Consider the following 13376-nt stretch of genomic DNA (forward strand, 5'->3'; position numbering starts at 1 on the left):
TTTATTGTTATTTAGGTATTCTTAAAATGGCATAGTTTTTCCAAAACACTATATAGATAAATGGAAAAAGCAGTCCTTTTTTTTTATAAAATTTCTTCTGGTAAGTCTTTAAAAAGTAGATTAGGTAATTTTTCAACTTTTTTTGATTTGACTAAATGAACTCCAGTCTTAACATTATTAATCCTAATTGTTTCTTTCTTTTCTGAAAAGAAAACATTTATTGTTAAGTTGTAGATTGTATTCATTTTTTTTGAAGGTAATCGCTCTTTTTCATAAGTATTTTTAAGAGGGAAAATCCCTGTACTTAATAAAATATCATTAGATAAAAGATATTTAATATCATTCTGAAAACTAATTGATTTATACTCTGCTGCAAATGCTTTTTTTGCTTGCTTATCAATGTAGTTATGTTTCTTATAAGTTTCTATATTTAACTCTATTACATCAACTAAATATTTCCACTTTTTATAAGCATTAACAATATGCAATTTAGACTCAGGCATTTTCTTCAAATCCTTTGCTTTAATTGAGCTCATCACACAAGACTTTAGATAAAGTTGATAAACTTCAGTCTTGGTTGTATCTTTAGAATCAAAGAGTATAATTTTTAAAATATCTAAGAGTACTTTTACTTTTTCAGAAGCGCCTATCTTTTTCTTGTCTAGAATTACTATGATAGAAAAAATGAAATTTTTAAACAACTCTATTTTCTCAAAAGGTTTTAAATTGATATAAAAATAATTTTCTTCTATAACCTCCATATCATAAAGTATGTCTTCAACAATCTTTTCTAACTGCTCATATTGTCTAGGTGTATTTAAGTATATTTTTTTTATGAAATTAATATCTTTCAATCTACAGTTTAAAAACTGATTTGTAAGTGATGCCCATAAAATATAAGCTGGTAAATCACCTCCAAAAAAACCTCTAACTAGATGTTTTTCTCCTTTATCTAAATTAAATATCTCTTTAGTTGGAAACTGCAACCTATTTAGCTTGGTATCTCTATCAGCTGTTTCTATTTTTTCTATTGCAGGTTCAACTTCTCTATAAAGTTTATTGTAGGTCTTATCTAATTCTAAACCTTGACCATTTATGTATGAATAATCTATTGTTTTTTCTCCATACTTTTTACCCTCTTTAAAAACATCTAATATTGTGTTCTTTTGATTTTCTGTGTAGCTTAGAGGCAAAGTATCCTCATTAATATCTATGGGAGGAGGCATAAACAAATATATTTCTCCTTTTTTTCTTTGCCTTGCCAAAGCCTGTATAATAGTATTAGAGCCCATGGTAAAAATCCCTTTATTGTCTATGAACTCAACATTTAAGTCCTTAGGAAAAATAACAATATAAGTATGCTCCTCATGTTCAATACTAATACCTGTACTAAATTTGGTCCCAATATTAATTTTCTCCTTATCATAACCAATAGAACCATCATCATGACTAAATGGGTCATTAATACTTTTATTAATATCTGCTTCTCGACTTATAAATAATTGACCAATCCTACTTTTACTACTGGTTAATTTTTGAACTAATTTCTTTGAATAGACAAGTATATCAAACTTCTTATCACTATCCAATAACTCCTTTATCAATTCAAATAAGGTTTCATCTTTTTCTATATTCCTATCTATATAAAAGTTTAAATACAATTCACTTTGTTTCTCTTTTACTGGTAGTCGTGTAGATTCAATAATTTTAATAGTGTTATCTGTAAATTCTGAAAGATACTTTATGACTTCTTTTGAAGCTTCATTATAAGTTGCACTTACAATATAGTTTTTATGAACTAAACCATGATAGTTCCATAACTTGTAGATGAACTCTTCTTTAAAGTTATGAATACTGGCATGTATTTCATCAAATACAAAAACTAATTTCTTATCTGTTTTTTCACAGTAACCAAGTAACCTATTGAAATACTCTGTTTTTTCCCTAACCTGAAACAAACTCTCTACAGAGTTCCCAAGTAATGCGTTTACAGTTAAAATATGAACATCAAAGTTTCTTATGTTAAACTTATTGATAACCTCTTCTTCACTGTAAAGACTTCCCCATTCAGATTTTACTTCTTTCTCTTTATTATCAAAATATTTATCAATTTCTAATTGGTTAAAAATCCTATGTTTTGAAATGTCATTTTTTATACAAACTTCTTCATACTGTTCTATAAGACTTTTGAAAGGTACTGCAATAACAACAATATAATCTTTGCTATTAGCAAACTCTTTTATGACCTCTATAATAGCTGTAGTCTTACCTTGACCTACACCAGCATTGATAACAGTAGTATTTTTTTCATGAAGGTCTTTAGTTAAAATAGGTGTCAAGTTATCACTTAAATAACCTTCATCATTTGGTTCAACAATTTCTTTTGGTTCTACCTTGTATAGGTTACTATCAAAATCAGTATGATTTATTTCTTTAAACTCTATTGGAGTATCTTCAAAAAGGCGGTTATCAAAATCCATGTATAATATTTAACTGTGCCATAAATGTATTACAACACAGTTAATTTATTATCCTTTTTTCTTCAATTTCTTACTTAACTTACTCATTTGACTACTTACTTTGTGCTGAACTACTTTAGCATAGTGCCTTTGTGTTATAGAGATACTTGAATGCCCTAGTAACTCAGAAACTGTTTCAATAGGAATATCATTATAAAGCAAAACTGTAGTCGCAAAGGTCTTCCTAGCTATATGGTGAGTTAATCTTTTATCAATCTCAACCAACTCCGCTATTTCTTTTAGATAAGAATTAAACTTTTGATTGCTAATCACAGGAAGTAATCTTCCTTCAGGTCTATACTTATCTAGTATTTTAGAAGCTCTAGGTAACAAAGGGATTGAAACTTTAGATTTAGTTTTTTGTCTCATCATTTCAATCCAGATTCCTCCATCAAACCCTTTTATCAAATGCTCCTCCTTTAAAGTTGACATTTCTTGATATGCCAATCCTGTATAACAACAGAAAATGAACATATCTTTAACTTGATTCAATCTAGCCTGTCTAAAAGTATGATTTTCGAGTTTATCTAATTCTTTTTGATTTAGGTAAACTACTTTACTTTCATATTTTTTAGGTTTGTAAAGTATAAATGGGTCTTTCTTCAAATAGCCTTTTGCTAGAGCTAGTTTAATAATCTTTCTAACTCGTTGAATACTCTTATTAATAGTAATCTGCTTTTGTTTCTTTTCAGATTTTAAATAGAAATCAAAATCATCTAAAAAGTTTTGATTGATAGATTCTAGTAGCATATCTCCTTTCTTGTATTGGAACCGAATAAAGTGTAAAACATGATTCCTAGCCTCTGTAAACTTGTTATAAGTAGACTTTGAATACTCAACACCTATTAGCTTCTTCATTCTATTGTTATGCAATTCAAACACCTCTAAAAGCGTTTTATTAGCCTTTACATTCTTTCCTACATACTGCAAATAGATGTCCTCTACATCAAAACTCTCATTGTTAACTTGTAACAACAAAAAAGCCTGATTAATTCTTTGCTTAATCAGGCTCATTTGAGTATTAATGTTTTCATTTTCTTTATTGAGAGGTATTGCTTTTTGTTTTTTACTGTTCCAACAATCTACAACAGTAAATAAGCCTGTAGAGAATACTCTTCTTTTTTTTAAATAAGTAATCCTACACTTTATAGGACACTTCTCCTGTTTATTTATTTTGGTTTTGTCAATTAAAAACAAAACACTTAACTTATTATATTTCATAATGTTCTGTTTTAAATTTTGGGGTACTTTTTTTAAATAAGGGTGTGCCTTTTTGTGTGCCTTTTTTTAGTTAAATGAAGGTAATCTGTACTTTAGTAAGAATCTAAAATAATTGCCAAACAGCTGAATTTACTGCACAAAAAAAGAGTAACCATTTCTGATTACTCTTACTTAGTAGCGGGAACTGGACTCGAACCAGTGACCTTCGGGTTATGAGCCCGACGAGCTACCTACTGCTCTATCCCGCGATATAATTTTGAAACAATTTACTTAGCTTTTAACTTTCGGTTCATAATGCCGACCAAATTGTTTCGGACTGCAAATATACAACCCTTTTTAGATATTACAAGCATAATTTTAAAAAAAATTACTGTTCAATATTTCTTGCCTGAAAACCAGATAGTTCTGCGTTAATAAATTCTACTTTTATTTCTATAGGGTTACAACACACCTCACAATCTTCAATATAAGTTTGTTTTGTAATACTAGAATCTAATAACATAGATATCTCCTGCCAACAATAAGGGCATTGAAAAAAGTGCTGTTCCATAAAATAAAAATAGGCAAAATAAATTTTGCCTATAGCGTAATTATTTAAATTATGGTTATTAATCTTCTTCTGTAGCTAAAGCAGTATCTGTAGCAAAATGTAATTTCATTTGAATCTCTCCAGGTTTACTTTTTACAATACTTGCTATATCATTATTTAATTGATTACCGCTAACTATTATGGTTTCTAAATTTATAAGATTAGTTAATTCTCTTGGTAAATTTCCTGTTAAAGCATTACTACCTAATACAAGTTCTTTTAAATTTACTAGGCTTCCTATTTCTGTTGGTATTTGGCCATCTAATTTATTATCTATTAAGCTTAATACTTCTAACTTACTTAGTGTAGCTATTTCTGTTGGTATGTTACCCGTTAAAAAATTGCTTCCTAGTACTAAGACTTTTAAGTTTTTTAAATTTCCTATACTTGCAGGAATAGCTCCTGAAAAAGTATTGCTAAACAACTCTAATACTTCTAGTTTTTCTAATTGACCAATTTCACTAGGAATATTTCCTTCAAAAGAATTTACAAATAACTGTACCGATTTAAGTTCTTTTAAATTAAATAACGATTTTGGTAAAGTCCCTTCTATTTTATTAAATCCTAAGTTTATATTTTGAAGATATTGTAGGTTTCCTATTTCTTGCGGAAGGTTTCCTTTTAAATTATTTCTGAATAAATTTACACCTACAACCTTGTCATTTTTTACAGTAACTCCGTACCATGTAGAAACAGGCGCATTCAAATCCCAAGTAGTATTCCATTGGCTACCTTGTGTAGTATTATATAATGCTACTAAAGCATCTTTTTCTATTTGCGAAACATTTGCATTTACAAATATACTTGTAAAAATGCATATTAAGGTTAGTTTTAATGTTTTCATTATGAATAGATTTGGTATTAATTCTTAACGAATCTACCTCTTATCATGATAAAAAACAAATTTATTCGATGAAATGCACTGTACGAAAAAAGAGAAACCTTTTTAATATGCTATATTTAACAGTTCACCACTTAATTGCAACAGTTGTAATTCTGACAGTTTTGCCTGGTATTTAGCTTGATTCCTGCTTAATTCGGCATTCAATAAATTTAATTGGGCTTGTCTGAACTCGATAGAATTTACTTGACCTATTTTGAATTTTTCTTGCGATCTATCAAAATTATTTTGAGCAGTAATTATATTATTTTCCTGCACGCGAAAGATGGTTAATTTGTTTTGGTAATCATCCCAAGCATTATTAAAATCACGTGCTAAAGAAAGTAGTATTTCTTCTTTTTGAATTTCTTGGCTTTCTAATGCTATTTGTGCATTTTTAACGGTTGTTAAAGTACTACCTCCATCAAAAATATTCCAACTTAAATTAAGTCCTGCTGATAATCCTGTATTTGTAGATCCTGCTAAAAAGGATGCCGCATTATTATCATTTTTATTCCATCCGTAAGAACCTGTTAAACCTAAGGTTGGTAAATACGAAGATTTTCCTATTTTAATATCTAATTCACTTATTTGTATCGATTTATCTGCTTGCATTAAAGCAACATTTCTAGACTTTGCTTTTTCAAACAAATCTTCTTTATTAATGTCTAATAGAAAATTAATTTCAGTATTTACTTTAAAATCTTCATTTAAAACATTTCCCATAACAAAGTTTAAATCTCTTTTTGTATTTTTTAACTGTTGCTTAGTATTGATTAAATTAATGCTATCGTTATTAATATCTACTTCTGCATTTAACACTTCTAGTTTTGTATTCTGGCCATATTCAAATTGATATTCTGAACGCACCAAACGCTCTTTAGATATAGCTAATGTCTGTTGAAAAGTTTCTGCATTTTCAGAAAGCTGTGCTACATTATAATATATAGTAAACAGCTCAATGATAGTGTTTTCAATAGTTTCACGCGCTTGTAATTCGGTAAGTTGATATTCTTCTTTTAAACTTTGATAATTATACTTTCTTCCTAAACCATCAAATAAAGTATAACTCAAATCTAATGAAGCGTTATAATTAGAACTTTCTGCACCATTTAAATTTGTAACATCTCCAGAAGAAAATTCAGATTCATTATTATCTAAATTATAGGTTGCTCCTGCACTACCAGTTACTGTTGGTAAATATCCAGAATTATAGATACTAGTATTGTTTTCTGAAACTTCTAAATTCTTGTTTGCTACTTTAACACCATAGTTATTATCTAAAGTATAGTTAACAGCTTCTTCTGGACTTAATTCTTGTTGTGCATAACAAGCGCTCCACCCAATAATAAAGCAACATAATGTGATTATTTTAATGTTCATTTTCTTCATTTTGTTCTTTAATAGCACGTTCTACTTCTTCTTTTGATACTTTATTTCCTGTGGCTAACCATTTTCCTTTTTGTTTAAGAGTATTACTAAACGATAAAAATAGAGGCAAAACCAAAAGCGTTAAAATGGTAGCATAGGCAATACCAAAAGAAATAGAAATTGCCATTGGTTTTAAAAATTGTGCTTGTCTACTTTTTTCTAAAAGTAAAGGAGCTAAACCTGCTATTGTTGTTAATGAGGTTAAGAAAATAGCTCTAAAACGCGACTTACCAGCATCTAAAAGGGCATCATCAAAGTTTAAGCCTTCTCTTAAATTAGTATTAAATTTACCTATTAGCACCAAGCCATCATTTACCATAATACCTATTAAGGCAATGATACCTAGAAGAGATAGAATATTAACAGAAAAACCAAGTATCCAGTGTCCCCAAGCAACAGCTGTTAAACTAAATGGCACCAAAAGCATTAATAATAATGGCTGACTATAACTTCTAAACGTAAAGGCAATGACAATATAAATTAAAAATAAAATTGGAATTCCTGCTTTTGCCAAAGAACTATTTAATTTTTCTTTTTCTCTGTTTTGTCCTTCAAAAGAAGCAGATATGGTAGGGTATTTAGATTTTAACTCCACCATGGTTATATTTTTTAAATCGGCCAAAATATCTGTAGTACTTGTACTTGGATCTTTTAAGTCTGCAGACACTTGTATTTCTCGTTGTCCTTCTAAATGGTTAATAGCAACGTCACCTCTTTCAATAGTATAAGACGCTATATCTTTTAAGGTTACTCGCTCACCTGTTGGTGTTACAATTCGCATATCATCCAGGTCATTAATAGAGGCTCTGTTGGTTCTATCATAACGAACCCAAACACGAATTTCGTCTTGTCCTCTTTGAAAACGTTGCGCTTGTGCACCAAAGAAACCAGAACGCACCTGACTCATAACGGTACTTAAATTTAAACCTAATAAGTAAGCACTTTCTTTAAGTTCAATACGTATTTCTTTTATACCAGCAGGATCATTATCTTCAATATCTTTTAATAAAGGGTTCGTTTCTAAAACTTGTTTCAGCTCTATTTTGGCTGCTTTAAGTTCATCAATATTATTTCCTAAAAGGGAAACAGAAACCGGACTACCACCAAAATTACCTCCAGAACCAAAGATTAAACGCTCTGTACCAATTACAGGTCCAACAAGTTCTCTTAATCTATTAGCTACTAATGAAGATTTTATTTCGTCTGGTCTTTCTTCTCCTGGTAATAAATTAATACTCAAACTTGCGCTAGAACTACTACTTATAGTTAGAATAGTGTTTTCAAAAAGTTGTTTATTTGTTCCTTTTAAGTATTTCTCGGTTAACTCTTGATTAACAATAAAAGATTTTTCTTCTATCATAGAAATAATAGAATCTGTTATTTTTTCATTAGTACCATTTGGCATATCTAATTCTATAGACACTCTATCACTAGCAACCGATGGAAACATAGTAACACCAATGATTCCGCCACCAATAGCACCAAAAGTTAAAATCAACAAGGAAACAAAAATCCCTAAAGAAAGTAATTTAAAGTTTAATACAAATGTAATTGTTGGTGCATAAATTCTATCTCTTAAAAAGTTCATAAAGTTATCTCCAGCTTTATTTATCACTCGCATTTTAGAGAAAAACTGTTTTAGTTTAGATGGATTCTCTACTTCAACTTGTGGTTTTAAAGCTTTAGAATGTGCTAAATGCGCAGGCAGAATAATTAAGGCTTCGACTAAAGAAACAACTAAAGTAAGTATTACAATTACAGCTACTTCAGCAAAAAACTCACCAATTCTACTATCTAAAAACAAGAATAATGAAAATGCTAAAAGTGTTGTTATAATGGCAGAAACCACAGGAGGAATTACTTCCATAGTACCATCTAAAGCAGCTTGAACAGGCGACTTACCTTTTTCATAATGTTGGTAAATATTTTCGGCAATTACAATACCATCATCTACTAATATTCCAATTACTATAATCATTCCGAAGAGTGACAAAACATTAATAGTTACATCAAATTGTCCTGCAAAAATAAACATTCCTAAAAATGAAATTGGCAACCCAAAAGCAACCCAAAATGCTAAACGTGTATTTAAGAAAACTGATAAAAACAAAAGTACCAACAACATACCAACAATGGCATTTTCTGTTAATAAATCGGTACGCTGATTTAGCGTTTTAGACAAATCACGAACCACATCTAATTGAACATTATTGTGTTTTTGATTATACGATTCTATATATTCTTTTACTTTATCTGCTGAAGAAATTAAGTCTTCAGAATTGGTACTTGTTATAGATATATTTACAGATAATTTCTGATTAAAATAAGTGGCATTTGGTGTTTCTGAAAAACGATCTCTAATAATAGCCACATCTTTTAAACGCACCACTTTACCATCATTAGAAGCACGAACCACTACATTAGAAAGTTCATCCCCATAATACGAACGATTATTAGCACGAATAAGGTATTCTTCTGCATCTGTTTTTATGGTTCCTCCGGTAGTTAAAATATTAGAAGTACTAACTGCTTGCGAAACTTCATTGAAGGTTAAATCATAGGCTAGCAAACTCGTTTCGTTTACTGCTATCTCTATTTCTTCATCAGGATAACCAGAAATTTCTATTTGCGAAATGCCATCAATAGCTCTTAAGTCGTTTTCTACTTGTCTACCTATTTGTTTTAAGGTTACTAACGGAATATTTTCACCACTTAAAGCAAAGGAAATTGTTTCTCTAACAGCTTCTTGTTTTGCTACTATTAAAGGCTCCATTCCTGAAGGAAAAGAAGGTACGCGATCTACTGCGTTTTTAACCTCTAAAAGCATGAAATCTATATTCTCCCCTTTTTCAATTTCTACAGTAATGGTTCCGCTATTTTCTTTAGAAACAGAGGTTACTCTATCAATACCTTTTAAACCTTTTAAATTGTCTTCTATTTGAAGTACAATACCTTCTTCTATCTCTTGTGGTGAAGCTCCAGGATAGGTAACACTAATATTAATAATTTTAGAGTCGGTTAAAGGGAAAAACGAAGATTTTAAAGAGCTTAATCCTAAATAACCAAAAATTATAAAAGCAATAATAAAAATATTAACTGCTACGTGATACTTTATAAAATATTCTATAAGTTTTCTCATGCTTATTGCTTGTCTTTAGTATTACTTTTTTCTTCAAAAGGCTTGACTAACATTCCTGCATAAGCACCTGGAACTGCTTTTTTAAGTATAACAGTACCATTGGGTACATTTTTTAAAACCACTTTAGTATCTGAAAAATATACTGGTTTTACATCTATAACATCTAACAAAGTATCTTTAACTACAAATATTTGTTGGCTTTCTAATAAAAGATTTCTATCCACCTCTATGGCATCACTTTCTTCTTTAGCATTTAAATTTGCTTCTAGATATATACCTTCTTTTAAGTTTTCATGTTTTACTTCAATAAAAGCTGTAATGGTTTGTGTTGTAGCATCAATGCTTCCGTTTACACGAGAAACTTTACCTGTATACGTTTCGGTTTTATCTAAATTATTTAAAGCAACACTTTCTCCTACTTTTAGCAAGTTAGCATAAGCTTTGCTAACAGCTACTTCCATTTCATAAACAGAAGTATCTATAAATTCTCCTAATTTTTGTCCGCTTCTAATTAAAGTACCTTCGGTTACCAATGCTTCGGTTAAAATCCCTGAAAAAGGTGCAGATATAGTATACTTAGCCAAACGTTGTTCTAGGTTTTTTACATTGTAGTAGTTAGACACAATACTTCTTCCTGTAATGAAATAGTTTTCCTTATCGGAAGTCATCTCTGGTAACTTTGGAGTTGGTTTATTTAAATCGAAATGGTTTAAATAGTTTTGCCATTTGTCAAAAACATCTGGAAAATCTAGACGTAAATCAGGCATAACTGCAGCAATAGAATTATACAAGTTACTTTTTGAAGCTTGTACACTTGCATAATACTCGGAAGCATCCATTTGTATTAAGGTCTGCCCTGCCCTATATTCTTGTCCAGGTTTAAATAACTTACTTCCTGGTTTAAAGATACCTTGTACTTCTGCATAAATCTCTAATCTACGTTTGGCTTCTAGGCTTCCATTAGCAGCAATAACAATTGGTATTGTGCTGTTTTGTACCGTATCTGTAAAGACTGTTTTAACAATTTTTGCTTGTACTGGTTTTGGTTTATTTTTATCTGCTATTAGTTTTTTAGCAAAGAAAAAAGAGCCAACTATTAGCAAAATGCCAATAATAGATAAAATAATATTACGCATTGGTTTAGTTTTGTAGTTAGACTACAAAACTATGCTTTAGTTTAACCTCTAAACGTTAAAAAAAACCCAAAAAAAATTAAACGTAATCTTCTAACTGTAAAGTAATTTCTTCCCAGTTTTCCATAAGTTGTGCTAATTTGTCTTTTTTTGCTTGATAAGCATCAAAAAAGCCTGGTTTTGCAGCAACTTCGTCATAATTTACAGCTAGTTCTACATCTATTTCTTTAATTTCTTTTTCTAACTGACTAATTTTAGACTCTGTATTACTAAGTTTATTGTTTAAAGACTTTACTTTTTTTTGGTCTTCGTAAGATTGAGTTTTCTTTTCTTTAGGAGCCGCTTTAATTACGGTACGCTTTTCTACTTCACGTAAATTCTCCACATTACGCTGTTCTAAATAGTAATCTACGTCACCTAAATATTTTTTTAATTTTTCATCTTTAAATTCATAAACAGTAGATGTTAAGCCTTGTAGAAAATCACGATCGTGCGAAACTAGAATTAAAGTTCCTTCAAAACGTTGTAATGCATCTTTTAAAACGTTTTTAGATTTAATGTCTAAGTGGTTTGTTGGCTCATCCATAATAAGCACATTAAAAGGCTGTAGCATTAATTTAGCAAGTGCTAAACGGTTACGTTCTCCTCCAGAGAGTACTCTTACGTATTTTTCTGCTTCGTCACCACGAAAAAGAAAAGAACCTAAAATGTCTCTTACTTTACTTCTATTGGTTTCATTGGCAGCATCAATCATGGTATCTAAAACGGTTTTATTACCATCTAAATATTCTGCTTGGTTTTGCGCGAAATACCCTATTTGTACGTTGTGTCCTAGCTTTAGGTTTCCGTCGTGTTTTAAATCTCCAACTAATATTTTAGCCAAAGTAGATTTTCCTTGTCCGTTTTGACCAACAAATGCTGTTTTCTCGTCTCGTTCAATCATTAAACTCACCTCTGAAAGCACTTGATTATCGCCGTAATTTTTAGAAATTTTATCAGCTTCAACCACCACTTTACCAGGAGTAATAGAAACTGGAAAATTTAAAGTCATGACACTATTATCATCTTCATCTACTTCAATTCTATCAATTTTATCCAGCTTTTTAATAAGCGATTGTGCCATGGTAGCTTTACTAGCTTTGGCTCTAAATTTTTCAATAAGCTTTTCGGTTTGCTCAATTTGTTTTTGCTGATTTTTTTGAGAAGCTAATTGTTGTGCTTTAATTTCGTTTCTAAGTACTAAGTATTTAGTGTATGGTTTTGGGTAATCATAAATTCTTCCTAAAGAAATTTCAATGGTTCTGTTGGTAACATTATCTAAAAACATTTTATCATGCGATACTATTACTACAGCTCCTGTATAATTTTTTAAAAAACCTTCTAACCAAATAATAGACTCAATATCTAAGTGGTTGGTTGGCTCATCTAATAGTAATAAATCGTTATTTTGAAGAAGTAGTTTTGCTAGCTCAATACGCATTCTCCAACCTCCAGAAAAAGTATCTGTAAGTTTATTAAAATCTTCACGTTTAAAACCAAGACCTTGTAATATTTTTTCGGTTTCTCCTTGATAGTTATATCCTCCAATTATTTCATATTGGTGTTGCAAATCATTAAGATCTACCATTATTTGGTGGTATGCTTCACTTTCGTAATCTGTACGCTCAACAAGTTGGGTATTTATGTCTTCTAATTGTGCTTCTATTTTTTTTATTTCTGTAAAAGCTTGGTAAGATTCTTCTAGAACGGTTCTACCTAAAACAAAATCTATATCTTGCTTTAAAAACCCAATTTTTAAATCTTTATCTGTTGCTATTTGACCTGAATCTGGTTCAAATTCTTTAGATAATATTTTAAGCATGGTAGATTTACCTGCTCCGTTTTTTCCTATTAAACCAACACGATCCCCCGAATTTAATTTAAAAGTAATTTCCTCGAACAAATATTCGCCTTGAAAAGAAATAGAAAGATTGTGTATGTTTAGCATAGTTTGGTAACAATTGTTACTTTTATTTAATAATAAAAAGTTAATTTTGCATTATAAAATTAATGCACAAAAGTACATAAAATATTATGTTTTATAAAGACTCTAAGCTATATAGTATTCTTACGGGATCTTGCCCTAAGTGTCACCAAGAATCTATGTACACAGATAAAAACCCGTATCATTTATCTAAAACTTTAGAAATGAATGAGCAGTGCTCACATTGTCATACTAAATATGAAATAGAACCGTCTTTTTTTTATGGAGCAATGTATGTTAGTTATGCTGTAGGTGTTGCTTTTGCTGTTGCTGCTTTTGTTATAAGTGCTGTGTTTTTTGATGCATCTAGACATTACGTCTTTATTTCTATTATTGGAACTTTAATTGTTTTTGCTCCTGTAATCATGCGATTATCTAGAAATATATGGATCAATTTTTTCATGCATTATGACAAAAACTTAGTGAAGAAAAAATAATTAT

9 protein-coding genes and 1 tRNA gene are annotated in these 13376 nt (G+C 30.0%); 1 reads left to right on the plus strand and 9 read right to left on the minus strand.

The genetic code is table 11. The features are described 5' to 3' along the window. Positions 1-83: 83 nt before the first annotated feature. The 9 genes from KO494_RS09925 to KO494_RS09965 form a co-directional block, all read right to left on the minus strand. On the minus strand, positions 84-2480 hold the full coding sequence (locus KO494_RS09925; RefSeq protein WP_215967448.1) for a DEAD/DEAH box helicase: 2397 nt from the start codon (positions 2478-2480) through the stop codon (positions 84-86). Positions 2481-2528: 48 nt separating this feature from the next. Continuing rightward, entirely contained in the window at positions 2529-3740 is a 1212-nt protein-coding gene (locus KO494_RS09930; RefSeq protein ID WP_215967449.1) for a site-specific integrase, read from the minus strand. 175 nt (positions 3741-3915) lie between these two features. Beyond that, positions 3916-3988: transfer RNA gene (locus tag KO494_RS09935), tRNA-Met, on the minus strand. 119 nt (positions 3989-4107) lie between these two features. Then, entirely contained in the window at positions 4108-4290 is a 183-nt protein-coding gene (locus KO494_RS09940) for a CPXCG motif-containing cysteine-rich protein (protein WP_215967450.1), read from the minus strand. Between the two features lie 58 nt (positions 4291-4348). Continuing rightward, positions 4349-5173, minus strand: coding sequence for a Two component regulator three Y domain protein (locus KO494_RS09945; RefSeq protein ID WP_215967451.1), 825 nt, complete (start codon positions 5171-5173; stop codon positions 4349-4351). Positions 5174-5275: 102 nt separating this feature from the next. Then, entirely contained in the window at positions 5276-6592 is a 1317-nt protein-coding gene (locus KO494_RS09950) for a TolC family protein (protein ID WP_252730365.1), read from the minus strand. Continuing rightward, a complete protein-coding gene (locus tag KO494_RS09955) occupies positions 6582-9779 on the minus strand; it encodes an efflux RND transporter permease subunit (protein WP_215967453.1) in 3198 nt (1065 codons plus the stop codon). The genes KO494_RS09950 and KO494_RS09955 overlap by 11 nt, the downstream gene beginning before the upstream one ends. 2 nt (positions 9780-9781) lie before the next feature. After that, entirely contained in the window at positions 9782-10915 is a 1134-nt protein-coding gene (locus KO494_RS09960; RefSeq protein ID WP_215967454.1) for an efflux RND transporter periplasmic adaptor subunit, read from the minus strand. 76 nt (positions 10916-10991) lie between these two features. Then, complete coding sequence (locus KO494_RS09965) at positions 10992-12899, minus strand: ABC-F family ATP-binding cassette domain-containing protein (RefSeq protein ID WP_215967455.1); 1908 nt, start codon at positions 12897-12899, stop codon at positions 10992-10994. 86 nt (positions 12900-12985) lie between these two features. On the opposite strand from KO494_RS09965, the gene KO494_RS09970 reads away from it, so the two are divergent. Beyond that, positions 12986-13372, plus strand: coding sequence for a DUF983 domain-containing protein (locus KO494_RS09970; protein ID WP_215967456.1), 387 nt, complete (start codon positions 12986-12988; stop codon positions 13370-13372). Positions 13373-13376 lie beyond the last annotated feature (4 nt).

Source organism: Lacinutrix sp. C3R15, from assembly GCF_018860825.1.
Lineage (GTDB): Bacteria > Bacteroidota > Bacteroidia > Flavobacteriales > Flavobacteriaceae > Oceanihabitans.

Coding starts and splice junctions, on each gene's coding strand:
- KO494_RS09930 (WP_215967449.1), bottom strand. CDS start 3,740: ATGAAATATAATAAGTTAAGTGTTTTGTTTTTAATTGACAAAACCAAA.
- KO494_RS09970 (WP_215967456.1), top strand. CDS start 12,986: ATGTTTTATAAAGACTCTAAGCTATATAGTATTCTTACGGGATCTTGC.
- KO494_RS09965 (WP_215967455.1), bottom strand. CDS start 12,899: ATGCTAAACATACACAATCTTTCTATTTCTTTTCAAGGCGAATATTTG.
- KO494_RS09950 (WP_252730365.1), bottom strand. CDS start 6,592: ATGAACATTAAAATAATCACATTATGTTGCTTTATTATTGGGTGGAGC.
- KO494_RS09940 (WP_215967450.1), bottom strand. CDS start 4,290: ATGGAACAGCACTTTTTTCAATGCCCTTATTGTTGGCAGGAGATATCT.
- KO494_RS09945 (WP_215967451.1), bottom strand. CDS start 5,173: ATGAAAACATTAAAACTAACCTTAATATGCATTTTTACAAGTATATTT.
- KO494_RS09955 (WP_215967453.1), bottom strand. CDS start 9,779: ATGAGAAAACTTATAGAATATTTTATAAAGTATCACGTAGCAGTTAAT.
- KO494_RS09925 (WP_215967448.1), bottom strand. CDS start 2,480: ATGGATTTTGATAACCGCCTTTTTGAAGATACTCCAATAGAGTTTAAA.
- KO494_RS09960 (WP_215967454.1), bottom strand. CDS start 10,915: ATGCGTAATATTATTTTATCTATTATTGGCATTTTGCTAATAGTTGGC.